This window comes from Ruegeria sp. BHSB172, from assembly GCF_059613165.1.
Genome location: NZ_JBXWRZ010000028.1, coordinates 23254 through 40823, shown reverse-complemented (window position 1 = coordinate 40823; position 17570 = coordinate 23254). Strand labels below are relative to the sequence as shown.

The following is a 17570-nucleotide window of genomic DNA, read 5'->3' as shown; positions in this document are numbered from 1 at the left end:
CAAAAACACCGCCATTCCGGTCAGGTCCTCGGCCCGGCCCATCCGGCCGAAGGGCACCGCTTCGCCCACTTCCTTCTTCTTCTGTCCCGGCGCCTTGCCCTCGTATTTGGCAAAGAAGGCATCGACGCCGTCCCAGTGCTCGCCATCCACCACGCCGGGGGCGATGGCATTCACGTTGATCCCGTGTCGGATCAGGTTCAGCCCGGCCGATTGGGTCAGGCTGATCACTGCCGCCTTGCTGGCGCAATAGACCGCCACGAGCGGCTCGCCTCGGCGGCCGGCCTGGCTGGCCATGTTGATGATCTTGCCGCCGGTGCCCTGGTCGATCATGTGTCGCGCGACCGCCTGCAAGGTGAACAGGGTACCGGCGACGTTGATGTCGAACACGCGCTGGTAATCCGCGCGGGTGATTTCCACGATCGGGGCTGCGGTGAAGATCGCGGCGTTGTTGATCAGGATGTCGATCCCGCCCATCCGCGCCACGGCGTCGGCCACGCCCGCCTCGATGCTGTCCTGCTGCGAGACATCCATTTCGACCGCAATCGCCTGCGGCCCGATTTCCCGCGCGGCCTTGCGCGCCTGCGGCACGTCGATATCGGCCAGCGCCACCTGCGCGCCCTCGGCGGCATAGGCCCGGGCAAAGGCCAGCCCGATACCCCGCGCCGCCCCGGTGATCAGGGCCCGTTTTCCAACCAGCCGGTTCATGCGATCCGTAGCCCCGCCGCGTCGAACCGGTGGATCTTGTCCTCCTCCGGCGTCAGATGGATCGTGTCGCCGTGGCGCAGGCCGACCTCGCCGCCGGCGCGCACGGTCATCGGCTCGGCGAAGCCGTCCACATGCACGTGAAAGAACGTGTCCGAGCCCAAATGTTCGGACACCCCGACCGTGCCCTTCCACAGGCCCTCGCTGGGTGAGGCGGCAATGTGTTCGGGGCGTACCCCGATCGTGTGGGCGCCATGCTTTTCGGCCTCGGAGCCTTCGATGAAATTCATCTTGGGCGAGCCGATGAAGCCGGCCACGAACTTGTTGCGCGGCGCGCGGTACAGTTCGAGCGGCGAGCCCACCTGTTCGATCACCCCCGCCTGCAGGACCACGATCTTGTCGGCCATGGTCATGGCCTCGACCTGGTCATGAGTGACGTAGATCATCGTGGTTTCCAGCCGGTTGTGCAGCTCGGATATCTCCAGCCGCATGCCCACGCGCAGCGCTGCGTCCAGGTTCGACAGCGGTTCGTCGAACAGGAACGCCGCCGGTTCGCGCACGATGGCGCGGCCGATGGCGACCCGCTGGCGCTGGCCGCCCGACAACTGGCCGGGGCGGCGGTCCAGATAGTCGGTCAGGTTCAGCACCTCGGCCGCCTGTTCCACGCGGCGGTCCTGCTCGGCCTTGTCCAGCCCGGCCATGCGCAGCGGAAAGGCGATGTTCTTGCGCACGGTCATGTGCGGATACAGCGCATAGGACTGGAACACCATGGCCAGGCCCCGCTTGGCCGGCGGCACCGCGGTGGCGTCCTGATCGTCGATCAGGATGCGGCCGCCGCTGACGTCCTCCAGCCCCGCGATCAGGCGCAGCAGGGTGGACTTCCCGCAGCCCGAGGGGCCCACGAACACCACGAATTCGCCGTCGTTGATTTCCAGATCCAGCGGCGGAATGACTTCCACGTCGCCAAAGCTCTTGCTGACTTTCTCAAGTACGATGCGTCCCATGTGTCTTTCCTTACTTCACGGCGCCGAAGGTCAGGCCGCGGACCAGTTGTTTCTGACTGAACCACCCAAGGATCAGGATCGGGGCGATGGCCATGGTCGATGCCGCGCTGAGCTTGGCGAAAAACAGGCCCTCGGGGCTGGAATAGCTGGCGATGAACGCGGTCAGCGGGGCCGCGTCGACGGCGGTCAGGTTCAGGGTCCAGAACGCTTCGTTCCAGGCCAGGATGAAGTTCAGCAGCACGGTCGAGGCGATGCCCGGCACCGCCATCGGCGTCAGGATGTAAAGGATTTCCTCTTTCAGCGTGGCGCCGTCCATGCGCGCGGCTTCCAGGATGTCGCCGGGGATTTCGCGGAAATAGGTGTATAGCATCCAGACGATGATCGGCAGGTTGATCAGCATCAGCACCACCACCAAGCCGGCGCGGCTGTCCAGCAGGCCCAGTTGGATGAAAAGCAGGTAGATCGGGTACAGCACCCCCACCGCCGGCAGCATCTTGGTGGACAGCATCCACAGCAGAATGTCCTTGGTGCGCGCCGAGGGCACGAAGGCCATGGCCCAGGCGGCGGGAACCGCGACGATCACGCCCAGCAGGGTGGACCCGCCCGCGATGATGATCGAGTTCCACAAAAACCGCGTGTAGTTCGAGCGTTCCTGAACCACCGCGTAGTTTTCCAGCGTCCAGTCGAAGTTCAGAAAGATCGGCGGGCTGGCGATGGCCTGGGCCTCGGTCTTGAAGCTGGTCAGGATCGTCCAGAGGATCGGAAAGAAGATCAGCAGGCCGACAGCCCAGGCAAAGGCGGTGTTGATCAGCTTGCGTTGTGTGGTGACGGTACGGGCCATGTCGTCGTCCTCCTCACGCGTCCAGGTTTTTGCCGACGATGCGCATCAGGAAGATGGCGACGATATTGGCAAGGATGATGGCATAGACCCCGCCGGCCGAGCCCAGCCCGACATTCTGGCTTTCCAGCACACGCTGGTAGATCAGGTAGGTCAGGGTTCGGGTGCCGAAAGCACCGCCGGTGGTCACGAAGATCTCGGCGAAGATCGACAGAAGGAAGATCGTCTGGATGAGGATGACGATCGTGATCGCGCGGCTCAGATGCGGCAGTATGATGAAAAAGAAGCGTTTCAGCGGCGGCGCACCATCCATTTCGGCGGCCTCCAGCTGTTCGCTGTCCAGCGACTGGATCGCGGTCAGCAGGATCAGGGTGGCAAAGGGCAGCCATTGCCAGGACACGATCATGACGATCGATGGCATCGACGCCTCGGACAGCCACGAGATCGGCTCGGCCCCGAAGAACCGCCACAGATGGGCGAACAGGCCGTTGACCGGGTCCATGAACATGTTCTTCCATACCAGCGCCGAAACGGTGGGCATCACGAAAAACGGGGCGATTACCAGAATGCGCACGACGCCCTGACCCCACATCGGCTGATCCAGCAGCAGAGCCAGCAGGATGCCCAGAACTACGGTAATGGCCAGCACGCCACCCACGATCACGAGCGTCGCTTGAACGGCGGGCCAGAATGAACTTGAAGTCACGAAGCGGACGTAGTTGTCGAACCCCACCCAACCCAGGTCGCCGCCGCGCAGCGGCAGGTATTTCTTGAAGGAAAAATACAGCGTCATCGTCAGCGGAACCAGCATCCAGCCCAGCAACAGGACCACGGCGGGGGCCATCATCAGGCGTGCGACGGATCGGGAGTGTTGAGTTGCCATGACGCAAGACCTCTCTGTTCAGGCGGCTTGTTGCCTGCGAGACTAACACGGGTTGTGGAAGGGGGAGAGCGGGGGACAGAAACCTGCCCACCCGCCGGGAGGAGGCCTCAGTACCCTGCGGCTTCCATTTCTTCGGCCGTGAAGGCCTGCGCCTTGGCCAGAGCTTCGTCAACCGACTGCTGTCCGGCATAGACCGCCGAGAATTCCTGGCTCACCTGGGTGGCGATGCCCGCGAATTCGGGGATGGCGACGAACTGGATCCCGGTATACGGCGTCGGCTTGACGCAGCAGTTTTCCGGATCGGCCGCAAGGATCGACTTCAGCGTCATCTGCGCGAAGGGGATGTCCTTGTAGTCGGGGTTCTCGTACAGCGAGGTGCGCGCACCCGGCGGAACGTTGGCCCAGCCCTCGTTCTCGGCGACCAGCTCGATATAGTCTTTCGAGGTGGCCCATTCGATGAACTGCTTGGCGGCGTCCTCTTTCTGGGTGCCGGCGGGGATGGCCAGAGCCCAAGCCCACAACCAGTTGGCGCGTTTGTCAACGCCTTCCGAGTTCGGCGCCAGCGCAAAGCCAACCTTGTCGGCCACGGTCGAGTCGTTGGGGTTGGTCACAAAAGACGCCGCAACGGTGGCGTCGATCCACATGCCGCATTTGCCCTGCTGGAACAACGACAGGTTCTCGTTGAAGCCGTTGGTAGCATACCCGGCGGGGCCGGATTCGCTCATCATGTCGACGAAGAAGGTCAGCGCCTCTTTCCACTCGGGCTGATCGAACTGGGGTTTCCAGTCTTCGTCGAACCAGCGCGCGCCGAACGAGTTCGCGGTCACGGTGATGAAGGCGCCACCCTCACCCCAGCCGGCCTTGCCGCGCAGGCAGATCCCGTTGATGTCGTTCTCGCGGTCGGTCATCTTGGCCGCCGCCTCGCGGATGAACTGCCAAGTCGGCGCCTCGGGCATCTCCAGACCGGCCTTCTCCATCAGGTCGGTGCGGTACATGATCATCGAGCTTTCGCCGTAGAACGGTGCCGCATACAGCGTGCCGTCGTGGCTGAGGCCGCCGCGCATCGCGGGCAGGATGTCGTCCACGTCATATTCTGCCGACATGCCGTCCAGCGGCACAAGCCAGCCGTTCGCGCCCCAGATCGGCGTTTCGTACATGCCGATGGTCATGATGTCGAACTGGCCGCCCTTCGTCGAGATGTCGGTGGTTACACGCTGGCGCAGAACGTTTTCTTCCAGCGTGACCCATTCCACTTCGTGGCCGGTCGCTTCGGTGAACTTGTCGGTGTATTTCTGCATGCGGATCATGTCGCCGTTGTTGACGGTGGCGATCGTGATCGTTTCGGCAGACGCCACGCCGGCGGTCAACGCCGCGGCACTTGCCGCCCATAGAACGGATTTCAGGTACATTCTTTCCTCCCTGGTGTCGAATTACCTAAACGAAAGCATCGTGAATTAATTGTCGCGCGTCAACTAAAATTTTACGCGCGTAAAATAATGTCGAAAATCAGGCCGAACTCCGCAATATCAGGCGCGCGGGAAACAGCGTTTCGGTGCGCGCGCTCAGCCGTCCGCCGCCCTCGACCAGTTGCGTCAGCGTCTCAACGGTGCGATTCGAAACCGCGTTGTAGTCATGCGCCGCGGTGGTCAGCGACGGGCAGGTGAACTTGGAAAACGGATGGTCGTCATGCGACGCGACGCGCAGGTCGCAGTCGTCGCCCAACCCGACCCGCAGGCCCTTTTCATAGCAGGCAGACAGGAACCCGATGGCCAGCCGGTCATTGCTGCACAGAATGGTGCGCGAGGGCAGGCTAGGCTGTTCCAACAGTTTGAATGCGCCTTGGCGTCCGATTTCCTCGAATCCCCAGCCGCGACCGTCGACCTTGATCACCTGCGGCTCGAAGCCCAGGCTCTCCATCTTCTTGACATAGGCGATGCGGCGCTTGTTGGCGTTGGGGTTGGCGGGGTGCCGCATCTCGAAGAACGCGGGCGGCTCGCCGCTGCGGCACAGGTAATCGACGGTCTGTTCGATGAAGCTCGCGTTGTCCGACCCGACAAACGCGGCGCCCATGCCTTCCAGGTTGCTGTCGAACAGGATGGTGGGGATGTCCTTGCAGAATTTCTCGATGAACGACCGGTCGGAGTCGCGCCCCAGCGGCGCCAGCAGCACGCCCGCCGGCTTCAGCGCGCGCAGGCTGTCGAGAATCTCAGTCTCCTGCACTGGGTCGCCATAGGCGCTGTAGAGCGTCGGACGGAACCCGGCCTCGATGCATTTTTCCTCGATGTTGCGGGCGATCTCGGCAAAGAACGGGTCGGCTAGGTAGGGCACTACAATGCCGACATTCTTGGTCAGCTTGCGGTTCTGGTTCATGGCAAAGATGTTGGGGCGATAGTCGAAACGTTCCAGCGCCTGTTCGATCCGTTCCCGGGTCGACCGCCGGACGCTGTCGGGATCGTTGAAATATTTCGAAACCGTCGGGCGCGATATCCCGCTGACCGCCGCAAACTCCTCCATGTTCCGGATTTTTCTGGGTGCCATGCCTTGCCTCTGGCGCGGGGCCAGGCCCGCGCCACTGTGAATTTGTCGGTGTTTTACCTTTTCTTATCGCGCGACAAATTTCAACGGCAGAGTTCCGGGACGGCCATTCGGGTCAGATCAGCATCTCGAGCCGGGCGCCGGGGAAGCGTTGCAGAGCCGATGCGATCCGGTCCGCAGACAGCAGGCACAGCGCGGTCGACAGCCCGTCGGTGCGGCTGTCGATGGCGGCGATTTCGCCCATGTCGACCAGCTCATCGGTCAGCCCCTGCGACCTGCGCGACGCCATTCAGCGTCAGCGCCGCGCGGCCCGGATGGGGCAGGCGAATCGCCTCGGCCGAGACCGAAACCCCATGCCAGCCGACCAGCGCCCGCGCCCGTTCCACCTCGGCATCCGGTGCGCCGGCGGCCAGCGCCATCCACAGCGGTTGAACGGTCGGGTCGAATGCGCCGCCGGTCGCGTCATGTAGGGCGGCGCTTTGGGTCAGCACCTGTAGCAGTTCCGGCGCCGGGGTGGGCAGGGTGCCGTCGCGGTTCAGGCGGCTTAGGTGCGAGTCGGGACGGTACAGGCTGAAGATGTTATCCAGCCGGTCCAGTTCGGCCTCGAGCGCGGCAATGATCGGCGCGGCTTGCGTGTCATTCAGTCCGACCAATTGCAGGCCGGCGGGCGGCTCCAGAGCGGTACCGCGCCAGCGGGCAACCGGTGCGGCGCGCGCCACGGTCGGCAAGGCCGCACAGGCGGCCGAGATGGTCAGGAAACAGCTGCGGGACAGGCGGGTCGTGCGCTGGTGTCCCAGCTGGAACAGCTCAAGGTCCAGACCGGGGCACAACGGGTGGCCGAGTTCCTTTTGAACCTGTGTGACTGCGACGAGGGCGCCTGCGTCGTGGAATCGCTTTATGACAAGATGCTGATCGCCGGTCGTCTGGGCATGAATCCCGACAGCGTGGGCCGTGCGTTTTCACGGCTCAAGGCGGTGGGGTGAAGATCAACCGCAACCACGCGGAAATCTCGGATATTCCGCTGCTGCGCGACTATGCCGACAGCGATCCGGCCGAGAACTGGGCGCGCTAGGTCACTGCGTTGCGACCCGGCCCGAAGGCGCGCCGGTTCGGCGCGTCTTATTTTCTGCAAGATTTTATTGTACACAAATTGTATTCTATTGTAGCGTCCCGGAAAAGCGCCATGCACAAGGGACGACGATGACACCCGTGTTCAGATTTCAGGGGATCTATGCCCCGGTGGTGACGCCCTATGCGGATGATTTCAGCGTCGATTGGGATGCGCTGGCCGAGGTGATCGAATACCTGGTCGAGAATGGCGTGCACGGGATGATCTCGGGCGGGTCCACGGGCGAAAACTATGCCCAGACCGTTGATGAAAGGCTGGAACTGGCGCGTTTTACCCACCAGCGTCTGAAGGGTCGTCTGCCTTTGGTGGTCGGGACCGGCGCGATGTTGACGCCGGATTCGATCGCGTTGGCCCAAGGCGCGCGCCAGATCGGGGCCGATGCCATCCTGCTGGCCAGCCCGCCCTATTCGGTGCCGACAGGCCGGGAAAACGCTCTGAATGCGCTGGCCATTGACAAGGCGGCCGATCTGCCGGTGATGCTGTATAATTATCCGCATCGCACCGGCACGATGATGGGGGCCGAGTTCCTCGACCGTGTGGGGCGCAGCCGCAATTTTTGCGGCATCAAGGAAAGCTCGGGCGACATCAACCGCGTACATATGCTTGCGCGGGACTATCCGCATATTCAGCTGGGCTGCGGCATGGACGATCAGGCGCTGGAATTCTTCGCCTGGGGTGCGCCCTTCTGGGTCTGTGGCGGGTCGAACTTTCTGCCGCGCGAGCATGTGGCGCTGTATGAGGCCTGCGTGCTGCAGGGCGATTTCACCAAGGGCCGCCGGATCATGTCGGCGCTGATGCCGTTGATGCGGGTGCTCGAACAGGGCGGCAAGTTCATCCAGACCATCAAGCATGGGGTCACGATGAACGGCATCCCGGCAGGCGCGGTACGGCCGCCTCTGAAGGGGCTGAACAAGGATGACAAGCGCGCGCTGGAACAGGTGACCCGCGTGCTGAAACGCAAGATCGCAGACATCATGGCGGAGGGCTGAGGCATGGGCTTGCTGACACGGGACGAATACGCATCCATCGCCGCCGGGCTGGACCTGCCCACCGGTGCCTTCATCGATGGTGGCTATCGCCCGGCGATCTCGGGCGCGGTGTTTCCGACGGTGAACCCGGCTACCGGCGCGGTGCTGACCGAGGTCGCGGCCTGCGACGCCGCCGATGTGGACCTGGCCGTGGAAAAGGCGCGCGAGTCCTTCGATGACGGCCGCTGGTCGCGCCTGCATCCGTCCGCGCGCAAGGATGTGTTGATCCGCCTGGCCAAGCTGATGACCCGTAATGCCCGCGAACTGGCGGTCATGGAAAGCATCGACAGCGGCAAGACCATCTTTGACTGCGAAACGGTGGATGTGCCCGAGGCGATCCACTGCCTGAAATGGCATGCCGAGGCGATTGACAAGATTTACGATCAAGTCGCGCCTGCCAGCGACGACCACATCGCGATGATCCTGCGCGAACCGATCGGGGTGGTGGGGCTGGTTCTGCCATGGAACTTCCCCTTGTTGATGCTGGCCTGGAAGATCAGCCCGGCGCTGGCGGCCGGGTGCTCGGTGGTGGTGAAGCCGGCGATGGAAACCCCGCTGACTGCCCTGCGTCTGGCCGAACTGGCCGTCGAGGCCGGGCTGCCGCGCGGTGTTCTGAACGTGGTTCCGGGTGGCGGCGCCGAGGTGGGCGAACCCATCGGGCGGCATATGGATATCGACATGGTGTCCTTCACCGGCTCGACGGTAACGGGTAAGAAATTCCTGTCCTATGCGGCCGAAAGCAACGCCAAGGAGGTAGTGCTGGAAATGGGCGGCAAGAACCCGGCCATCGTCATGGAGGATGCCGAGAACCTCGATCGGGTTGCCGCCCATGTGGTGAACGGGGCGTTCTGGAACATGGGCGAGAATTGCTCGGCCACGTCGCGCCTGATCGTGCACCGCGCGGTCAAGGCCGACCTACTGGAGCGCATCGCCCACCACGCCCGCCAGTGGACTGTGGGCGATCCGCTGGACCCTGCAACCCGGCTGGGCGCGCTGGTCAGCAAAGACCATTTCAACAAGGTCTGCGGCTATCTGGACAAGGCGCCTTCAGTCCTTCTGGGCGGCAAGGCTGAAAATGGGTTCGTCGAGGCAACCGTGGTCGAGCTGCCGGACAATGACGCGCCGCTGGCGCGCGAGGAAATCTTTGGGCCCGTTCTGTCGGTGATCGAGGTCGCGGGGTTCGACGAGGCCATCGCGATGGCCAATGACACGCCATATGGGCTCTGCGCGTCGCTTTTCACCGCCAACGCCAAGCGCGCGCTGCGCGGCGCCCGCGCGATCCGGGCCGGGACCGTGACGGTGAACAGTTTTGGCGAGGGCGACATCTCGACCCCGTTCGGCGGCTACAAGCAGTCGGGTTTTGGCGGTCGGGACAACGGGCTGCACGCGCATGACCAGTACTCGCAGCTGAAGACGCTGTGGATCGACCTGTCGGATGATGCCGACGAGGCGGTGGATTGACGCGGTTCACCGCTTGCCGCCTGCCGGTGCAGCGCGGACCGGCTGCGTGGAATGCCCTGCTGGGCCCGCAACCTCCCGCGCGGCAGCTTTCGGGCAATATCACCGCAGATTTCACCGTCGTGGGCGCAGGCTTTGCCGGCCTGTCTGCGGCGCGGCGTCTGCGGCAGCTGGTGCCCGATGCGCGGATCGTGGTGCTTGAAGCCGGGCGCGTGGCGGAAGGCGCGGCGGGGCGCAACTCGGGCTTCATGATCGATCTGCCGCATGATCTGGCCTCGGACGACTATGCCGGGGCGGGCGATGACCGGGCGATGATCGGGTTGAACCGGCAGGCAATCGCTTTCGCTCACGCGGCGGTCGAGGAGTACGGCATCGACCCCAACTATTTCGATCCAGCGGGCAAAGTGAACGGCGCGGCCAGCCCGGCGGGACATGCGCACAACCAAAGCTATGCCCGCCATCTGGACAGCCTCGGCGAGCGGTCCGAGATGCTGGATCGGCATCAGATGCAGGAACTCACCGGGTCCGGGCACTATGTATCGGGGCTGTTTACGCCGGGCACGGTCATGCTGCAGCCGGCGGGCTATGTGCGCGGTTTGGCGGCGGGGCTGGCGGCCGATGGGGTGCAGATTTTTGAACACGGCGCGGTCACGGGGTTCCAGCGCGACGGGGCGGGCTGGCGCGTGCAGACCGCGCGCGGGCAGGTCTCGACCGGCCGGCTGATCTTGTCGGTGAACGGTCACCTGGAAAGTTTCGGTGTCGAACGTGGTCGTCTGATGCAGCTGTTTCTGTTCGCGGCGATGACGCGAGAACTGGACGCTGATGCACTGGCCCGGCTGGGTGGTCAACCGCGCTGGGGCGTGACCCCGTCCGATCCGATGGGCACCACCATGCGCCGGATCGACACCGGGCAGGGTGGCAACCGGATCATTGCCCGCACCTGTGCGGTGCTGCGTCCGGGCATGGAGGCGCGGGCATCGGACCTGCGGCGCGCGGCTGCGGTGATGCGGCGCAAATTCGACCGGCGCTTCCCGCCGTTGCGCGGCGTCGCGATGGAGTACGAATGGGCCGGTCATCTGTGCCTGAGCCTGAACGGAGTCTCGGTCACCCGCGAGATCGAGACCGGCGTTTATTCAGCCTGCGTCCAGAACGGGTTGGGCACCGCGCGCGGCACATTGACCGGGATCGCCGCGGCCGAAATGGCCTGCGCCGTGCGGTCCGGGATCAGCGAGCATTTCGGAGCCGAGGATCGGCCTAGACGCCTGCCGCCCCGGCCGTTGTCTGAGATCGGGGCCAACATGGTGCTGCGCTGGAAGGAATGGCGCGCGCGCGACGAATGAAAAAGGCCAGCCTGACAGGCAGGCGGGCACGTGGTGTGTTTCCTAATAGTACTGGTTCAATTCGTCGGCGGCGGGAATTTCCCGCTCGCGCCGGGCAATGTAATCGCTTAGCGCCTCGTCGATGGCCGGGTCCAGCCGGGGCTCTTGATACTCGGCCAGCAGCTTGCGGGCGTGGTTCAGGGCGCGCTCGGTGATCTCGACCTCGCCCTCGGCCACCCATTGCTCGATCGAGTTGTTGTCGAACAGTTCGGGCATGAAGAACGCCTCCTGGAAGTTCTCCTGCGTGTGCGGATGCCCCAGATAGTGCCCGCCCGGGCCGATATCCGACACCGCCGCGACGGCCTGGTCGAAATCGTCCCATTTCGGCCCCTCGGCCATCCGATGGGCCATGGCGCATTGTTCGGCATCCACCACGAACTTGGCCACGGAACAATGCATCCCGGCCTCGTTCCAGCCCGCCGAATGCCAGATGTAGTTTGCCCCGGCATGGATCACCGCCGACAGCGTGGTCGCGGATTCGTACCCCGCCTGCGCATCGAATGTCTTGGCCCCGCCCAGCGTGTTCGAGCTGCGCCACGGCACGCCGTAATGCCGCGCCATCTGGCCGATCATGAAGTTCATCAGGCTGATTTCGGGTGTGCCCGCCATCGGCGCGCCGGATTTCATGCTGACGGTCGACAGGTAATGGCCGTAGATCGCCGGACAGCCGCGCCGGATCACCTGCGTGTAGGCCAGCGCGCTCAGCGCCTCGGCGTTCAACTGGGCGACGGTGGCGGGCACGCTGGCGGGCGTGTTTGCCCCGCCCAGCACGAAGGGCGAGCACAGCACCGGTTGATTGCGGCGACAGAAGGCGCGCATCGCCCCCAGCATGGTCTCGTCCCAGACCAGCGGCGAGTTGCCGTTGCAGTTGCCGGTGGTGACCGGGTGATCCTCCATGAACTCCTCGCCGAACAGGATGGCGCACATCTCCATCACGTCTTCGGCGTTCTTGGGCGAGGTGGTCATGCCCATGAAGGTCTTGTCGGAATATTTCATCGACGAATGGGTGATGCGCAGATGGCGCTGACTGATCGGGTGGTCATAGGGCTCGACGATGTGGTGGGCCGAGGAATGCAGCGCCGGCAGCATGTGGCTGAGCTTGTGGAACATCGCCAGATCGTCCAGCGTCGGGTTGCGCCGCACGTCATCCAGATCCCGCAGGAAGGGCGCCCCGGTCATCGGCACGAAGATAGCGTGCGGTCCGCCCAGCCGCACATTCTTGCGCGGGTCGCGGGCGTGATAGGTGAAATCCAAGGGGATCGTCGCGATCAATTCGCGGACCAGCCCGCGATCAAGATACACCCGCTCGCCGTCGACTTTGGCACCAGCCGCCTTCCAGTCGGCCAGCGCGATCGGGTCGCGGAACTGCACGCCCACGTTTTCGAGGATATCCATAGAGGCCGCGTCGATCCGCTCGACCTGTGATCCGTCCATCACTTCGCACAGCGGGATGTTGCGGGTCAGGCCCGGCAACATGTCAAAGCTGGGTGCGGTGCGCAGGGCGCGGCGGGCGGCGCGGCCTCCGTTGCGGACGCGGGTTGCGGTCTGGGTCATTCTGGGCCTCCTTTGATACCAGTCTGACCGCCGACCGGGGGCGCGACCTGCAGGATTGCGAAATACTGTTGCGGAATGCGACATCTGACCCGTGCATTGCCTGCAACAGCTGCTAAGCTGCGCTCCGCAGGATCAGGAACAATGCACAGAGCAGACCGAGAATGAATTCCGCCACATCTGAAACCGCCCGGCTTGAGGGTGAATACGACTATATCATCATAGGCGCGGGTACCGCGGGCTGCGTGCTGGCCAACCGGCTGACCGAGGACCCCAAAACACGGGTTCTGCTGCTCGAGGCGGGCAAGTCGGACAATTACCATTGGGTCCACATCCCGGTGGGGTATCTGTACTGCATCGGAAATCCGCGCACCGACTGGATGATGAAAACCGCGCCCGAGCCGGGTCTGAACGGACGGTCGCTGGTCTATCCGCGGGGCAAGGTGCTGGGCGGGTGCAGCTCGGTCAACGGGATGATCTACATGCGCGGGCAGGCGGCCGACTATGACCATTGGCGGCAACTGGGCAATGCGGGCTGGGGCTGGGACGACGTGCTGCCCTATTTCCTGAAATCAGAAGATCACCACGCCGGCGATAGCGAAATGCACCGGGCCGGCGGCGAATGGAAGGTTCAGAAACAGCGGCTGAGCTGGGAGATCCTGAAGGCCGTGCAGGACGGCGCGCGCGAGATCGGCATCCAGCCGCGCGCCGATTTCAATGACGGCAACAACGAAGGCTCGGGGTTTTTCGAGGTCAACCAGAAGAACGGCGTGCGCTGGAACACGGCCAAGGGATTTCTGCGCCCCGCGATGAAACGGCCCAACCTGCGGGTCCTGACCGAGGCCGAGACGCTGGGCCTGATCCTCGAGGGCAAGACCGTGCGCGGCGTACGATTTGCCCGTGGCGGCACCGAATACCGGGCCTTGGCCAGGGCAGAGGTTCTGTTGGCGGCGGGGTCGATCAACTCGCCCAAGCTGCTGGAACTGTCGGGGATCGGCGACCCCCAGGTGCTGGCGGCGCACGGAATCGCGGTCCAGCATGAAAGCCCGGGCGTGGGGGCGAACCTGCAGGACCATCTGCAGATCCGTACCGTGTTCAAGGTGCAGAACGCCAAAACTCTGAACACCATGGCCAATAGCCTGTGGGGCAAGGCGCGCATCGCAGCGCAATACGCCCTGACCCGGTCGGGTCCGATGGCGATGGCGCCCAGCCAGTTCGGCATGTTCACCAAATCCGACCCGATGCTGGCCACGCCGGATCTGGAATATCACGTGCAGCCGCTGTCGACCGACCGGCTGGGCGATCCGCTGCATCCGTTTCCCGCGATCACCGTCTCGGTCTGCAATCTGCGGCCCGAAAGCCGGGGGCACTGCCACATCACCACGCCCGATCCGAAGGCCCAGCCCGAGATCAGGTTGAATTACCTCTCGGCCGAGCGTGACCGGCAGGTGGCCGTCAAATCCGTGCAGCAGGCACGGCAGGTGATGGCGGCGCGGGCTCTGGCACCCTATAATCCGCAAGAGGTTCTGCCCGGCCCCGAGATCAACGACCAACAGGGTCTGCTCGATGCGGTGGGCGACATCGCCACCACGATCTTTCACCCGGTCGGCACCTGCCGCATGGGCAGTGACGCCGCCGCGGTGGTCGATCCACAGTTGCGCGTTCGGGGGCTGGAGGGGCTGCGGGTGATCGATGCCTCTGTCATGCCGAAGATCGTGTCGGGCAATACCGCCTCGCCCGTGATCATGATCGCGGAAAAGGCTGCCGACATGATCCGCGGACGGGCATGATAAAGGTACATGGGGAATGCGCCACGGCTCGCCGGACATAAATGAGCGCCTGCCTCATCAACCGGAAATGCTGAACCGACGCAGGGCACATTGATTTTTGAACGCCGCTCGCAGAACGCAGAAAAATGGGCCAGCCTGTTCATGGCAGGCGCAGGGGGTGCGGCCGGGTTGCTGGCAAACTCCGACGCGTTGTTGCTGGACGGGCTGTTCTCGGGGCTCAATTTCGCAACGGCTCTGGTGGCGGGATGGGTCGCCGCCCCGATCCGGCGCGCCCCGGACCAGAACCGCGCCTTCGGATACGAGATCGACGAGTCCGTCTACGTGATGTTCCGCAGCCTGTTGTTATTCGGGATCATCGTGATGGCGGCCGGTTCGGCGGTGAATCGTCTGCTGGCCTATGCCAAGACGGGCGAAGCCGCGCCGGTGGTTCTGGAATGGATCCTGATCTATGCCGGGGCGATGGCGGCGATCTGCCTGGCGTTGTTCGCCTATCAGCGCTGGAACTGGCGCCGCACCGGCAAGACCAGCGATCTGCTGCGGGTCGAGGCCCGGGCCGCGATGGTCGACGGAGTGCTGAGCCTTGGGGCCGGGTTGCGTTGACATTGGCCTCTGACCCGCACCTTGGCCCGGCCCCGCGCGCTCAGTAATCGGCGACCAGCAGGAATTCGGGCGCGGTGTCTTCCTCGATCGTGGCAAAGCGCGGTATGGGCTGTTCGAACACGTTGTCGGTGCGGTCGTCATTGACGGTCGAGACCTCGCCGATCAGACAATCGCCCTTTTCCGCCCAGAAGGCGTGCCAGATGCCGGGCATCAGCGTGACGCTTTCGCCCGGCTTCAGGCGCAGATGCTCGCCCGGCTGGATGGTCACCGGGCAGGCGTCGCTGGGTACGGTAACAGGGGTGTCGCGGTCGATGCTGCCATCGGGGGCCGAGGCGTAGATCTCCATCACCAGATCGCCGCCGCCGCGGTTGATGATGTCCTCGGCCTTGACGATGTGGCGATGCATCGGCGACAGCTGTTTGTCACGCGAAATCAAAAGCTTCTCGGCATAGAGCATGCCCCGTCCTGCGCTCAGGTCCTTTTCGTCGCCATTGCGCAGGGTGAACAGGAACAGGCCCAGCTCGTCGAACTTGCCCTGGCCGTAATCGGTGATGTCCCAGCCAAGGCCGCGGGCGCGGATGCCGGCGGCCTGCGGGCTGCGCATCTGCTCGGGCGTCCAGTCGGCAAAAGGCGGCAGGGCAAAGCCGAACGAATTGATGAAGTCCTGTGCCTCTGCCTTGATGCGGTTGATCTCGGATCGTTTCATATCGGTGCTTTCGATGACTTACAGCTCGTGCGCCCAAGGCGGGTTGGCCCCGGCGCGGGATACGGTGACGGCGGCGACCTTGCCGCCCAGTTCCAGCGCGGCGCGCAGGTCGTCGGGCGAGATCGCGCGGAGCGCCTGTTTGGTCAGCAGCCCGGCGCGGTGCAGTTGCGCCAACACCCCGGCGTTGAACGTGTCGCCCGCGCCCACCGTATCGACGACCTGAACCGGCGTGACCGGCGCCGTAACCGTGCGGCCATCGGCCAGATACCCGGTCGCGCCCTGGCTGCCGCGCGTGACGATCACCACGGCGGGGCCGGCCTGCAGCAGCAGCGGCACCTTTTCTTCCAGCGTTTCGGGGCCTGGGACGATCCAGTCCAGATCTTCGTCCGAGACCTTGACGATATCGGCCTGCGCGATCATCCGGTTCAGCCGGGTGCGATAGCGGGTCTGATCTTGGATGAAGCCGGGGCGGATGTTGGGGTCGATCATCACTGCGCGCTCGGCCCCGTGGCGGTCCAGCAGGGCGGCATAGGCATCGGCGCAGGGCTCGCAGGCCAGGCTGATGCCGCCGAAATACAGCGCCGAGGTCGCGGTCAACTGGTCCGGCATATCCTCGGGGCGCAGCATCCGCCCGGCCGAGTTTTCATCGACGAAGGAATAGGTGGCGTGCCCGTCCTGCAGTTGCACGAAGGCCAGCGTGGTCGGACGATCCGAAAGAACAACCTGCGAGCCATCCACATGACTGTCTTTCAGAGCCTGCGCCAATTGCTGGCCGAACATGTCGCTCGACAGCCCGGTCAGCATTCCGGCAGGCGCACCCAGCCGGCCCAGGGCGATGGCGGTGTTGAACACCGCGCCACCCGAATGCGGCACGAAACCTTGCGCGCCCGAAACCGTCGGCTCCGCGATCATGTCGATCAGGGCTTCGCCACAGCACAGGATCATGTCCCGGCTCCTTCCTTCTGCAAAGATCAGGCGGTGAATTTACCGCGCGAGCGCATTTTTGCAGAAGTTGTTAGCGCCAACAATGCCAAATTCGGCCTGTTTCGAGACATAAATGCCAAAGCCCTGCCGCAGCGCGTCGAACCGGCCTCCGGCGTTGAAGGTCGTCAGGAAGTCGTCACCGAACAGCCAGCGGTTCTTGTCGGCCACGCCGCCCACCAGGAAGACGCCGCCGGTGGGCATCACGGTCACGGCCATGTCGCCCATTACAGCGCCCAGATGGGTGGTGAACATCTGCGCGGCGCGCGCGGCCAGCGGGTCGGATCCGTCGCGCGCGGCCTGCAGGATGTCCTTGGCGGGCAGGACGGGCGTTTCGGGCTGGCCTGCGGCCATGCCCACAGCGCGATACAGGATCGGCAGGCCGGTGCCGCTGAGGAACATCTCGGCCTCGAGCGTCAGGCTGTCGCCAAAGAAACACTCGGGCGCGATCCGGCGGGCGGCTTCGAACACGTCCACTTCATCGCGGGTGCGGGGCGACAGCCCGACATGGCCACCCTCGCCCGAGACGGTGTGATAGTGGCCTTCGGAATACAAAAGTGCGCCGACGCCCAGCCCGGTGCCGGGGCCGACCACCAATCGGGTGCCCTTGGGCGGGGTCGGTTCGCCCTGCAGGGCCTGCACGTCATCGCCCGTGATCTCGGCCACCGACCACGCGGCGGCAGTAAAGTCGTTGATGACAAAGGTGTGGTCCGCGCCGGTGGCCGTGGCGATGTCGGCCTCGGACAGGTCCAGATTGGCATTGGTCAGACGGATCGTGCCATTGCGCACCGGGCCCGCGCCCGCGGCGACCACGGCGCGCGGCGGCGTTCCGATCTCGGCGCACAGGTCGTGCAGGGCGGCCAGAAACTCGGGCAGGGTGCCGGTGGGCGATTTGCGCAGATCGGTGAGCGTGCCATTGGTGACGACCCCCAGCCGCGTGTTGGTGCCGCCGATATCGGCCACGAGGTTCCAGTGGTCGTGCATTG

At 64.4% G+C, this 17570-nt stretch carries 18 protein-coding genes; 6 read left to right on the top strand and 12 right to left on the bottom strand.

The window, feature by feature from the left end; genetic code table 11:
• The 8 genes from AC2FM3_RS12890 to AC2FM3_RS12855 form a co-directional block, all read right to left on the bottom strand.
• The coding region (locus tag AC2FM3_RS12890; protein WP_496682428.1) for an L-iditol 2-dehydrogenase at positions 1-705 on the bottom strand (705 nt) is incomplete at its 3' end.
• Complete coding sequence (locus AC2FM3_RS12885) at positions 702-1706, bottom strand: ABC transporter ATP-binding protein (RefSeq protein WP_496682425.1); 1005 nt, start codon at positions 1704-1706, stop codon at positions 702-704. The genes AC2FM3_RS12890 and AC2FM3_RS12885, both read right to left, overlap by 4 nt.
• Positions 1707-1716: 10 nt before the next feature.
• Positions 1717-2547, bottom strand: a complete 831-nt coding sequence (locus AC2FM3_RS12880; RefSeq protein ID WP_093963212.1) for a carbohydrate ABC transporter permease — start codon at positions 2545-2547, stop codon at positions 1717-1719.
• Positions 2548-2560: 13 nt separating this feature from the next.
• Positions 2561-3427, bottom strand: coding sequence for a carbohydrate ABC transporter permease (locus AC2FM3_RS12875; protein WP_149775359.1), 867 nt, complete (start codon positions 3425-3427; stop codon positions 2561-2563).
• A 107-nt stretch (positions 3428-3534) separates the two neighbouring features.
• Positions 3535-4836, bottom strand: coding sequence for an ABC transporter substrate-binding protein (locus AC2FM3_RS12870; protein ID WP_496682424.1), 1302 nt, complete (start codon positions 4834-4836; stop codon positions 3535-3537).
• A 97-nt stretch (positions 4837-4933) separates the two neighbouring features.
• The gene (locus AC2FM3_RS12865) at positions 4934-5965 is read right to left on the bottom strand and encodes a LacI family DNA-binding transcriptional regulator (protein ID WP_496682422.1); all 1032 of its coding nucleotides are present in this window, start codon (positions 5963-5965) and stop codon (positions 4934-4936) included.
• Positions 5966-6077: 112 nt separating this feature from the next.
• A complete protein-coding gene (locus AC2FM3_RS12860; protein WP_496682420.1) occupies positions 6078-6251 on the bottom strand; it encodes a hypothetical protein in 174 nt (57 codons plus the stop codon).
• Positions 6217-6681 (bottom strand): FAD:protein FMN transferase, encoded by a 465-nt coding sequence (locus tag AC2FM3_RS12855; protein ID WP_496682417.1) that lies wholly within the window; start codon positions 6679-6681, stop codon positions 6217-6219. Before AC2FM3_RS12855 ends, AC2FM3_RS12860 begins: the two co-directional genes overlap by 35 nt.
• A 69-nt stretch (positions 6682-6750) precedes the next feature.
• Here AC2FM3_RS12855 and AC2FM3_RS12850 point away from each other — a divergent pair, with 69 nt between their 5' ends.
• From AC2FM3_RS12850 to AC2FM3_RS12835, 4 genes are all read left to right on the top strand, one after another.
• The gene (locus tag AC2FM3_RS12850) at positions 6751-6945 is read left to right on the top strand and encodes a hypothetical protein (protein ID WP_496682415.1); all 195 of its coding nucleotides are present in this window, start codon (positions 6751-6753) and stop codon (positions 6943-6945) included.
• A gap of 217 nt (positions 6946-7162) precedes the next feature.
• Positions 7163-8080: a dihydrodipicolinate synthase family protein gene (locus AC2FM3_RS12845; RefSeq protein WP_496682413.1), complete on the top strand. Its 918-nt coding sequence runs from the start codon at positions 7163-7165 to the stop codon at positions 8078-8080.
• A gap of 3 nt (positions 8081-8083) precedes the next feature.
• Entirely contained in the window at positions 8084-9580 is a 1497-nt protein-coding gene (locus AC2FM3_RS12840) for an aldehyde dehydrogenase (protein ID WP_496682410.1), read from the top strand.
• Positions 9577-10917: an NAD(P)/FAD-dependent oxidoreductase gene (locus AC2FM3_RS12835; RefSeq protein ID WP_496682407.1), complete on the top strand. Its 1341-nt coding sequence runs from the start codon at positions 9577-9579 to the stop codon at positions 10915-10917. The genes AC2FM3_RS12840 and AC2FM3_RS12835 overlap by 4 nt, the downstream gene beginning before the upstream one ends.
• Before the next feature lie 42 nt (positions 10918-10959).
• On the opposite strand, the gene AC2FM3_RS12830 is transcribed toward AC2FM3_RS12835, so the two are convergent.
• The gene (locus AC2FM3_RS12830) at positions 10960-12510 is read right to left on the bottom strand and encodes a trimethylamine methyltransferase family protein (protein WP_496682405.1); all 1551 of its coding nucleotides are present in this window, start codon (positions 12508-12510) and stop codon (positions 10960-10962) included.
• A 161-nt stretch (positions 12511-12671) separates the two neighbouring features.
• Here AC2FM3_RS12830 and AC2FM3_RS12825 point away from each other — a divergent pair, with 161 nt between their 5' ends.
• A complete protein-coding gene (locus AC2FM3_RS12825) occupies positions 12672-14297 on the top strand; it encodes a GMC family oxidoreductase (protein ID WP_496682403.1) in 1626 nt (541 codons plus the stop codon).
• Positions 14298-14438: 141 nt separating this feature from the next.
• Positions 14439-14897 carry a cation efflux transmembrane domain-containing protein gene (locus AC2FM3_RS12820; RefSeq protein ID WP_496682400.1) on the top strand — a complete coding sequence of 153 codons (459 nt, stop codon included), beginning with the start codon at positions 14439-14441 and terminating at the stop codon, positions 14895-14897.
• A 40-nt stretch (positions 14898-14937) separates the two neighbouring features.
• On the opposite strand, the gene AC2FM3_RS12815 is transcribed toward AC2FM3_RS12820, so the two are convergent.
• Genes AC2FM3_RS12815 through AC2FM3_RS12805 form a run of 3 tightly spaced genes read right to left on the bottom strand, consistent with a single transcriptional unit; the run spans position 14938 to position 17568 of the window.
• Entirely contained in the window at positions 14938-15603 is a 666-nt protein-coding gene (locus AC2FM3_RS12815) for a D-lyxose/D-mannose family sugar isomerase (protein WP_496682398.1), read from the bottom strand.
• An 18-nt stretch (positions 15604-15621) separates the two neighbouring features.
• Complete coding sequence (locus AC2FM3_RS12810; RefSeq protein ID WP_496682396.1) at positions 15622-16548, bottom strand: carbohydrate kinase family protein; 927 nt, start codon at positions 16546-16548, stop codon at positions 15622-15624.
• 39 nt (positions 16549-16587) lie between these two features.
• Positions 16588-17568 (bottom strand): glucokinase, encoded by a 981-nt coding sequence (locus AC2FM3_RS12805; protein WP_496682430.1) that lies wholly within the window; start codon positions 17566-17568, stop codon positions 16588-16590.
• Positions 17569-17570: the final 2 nt, after the last annotated feature.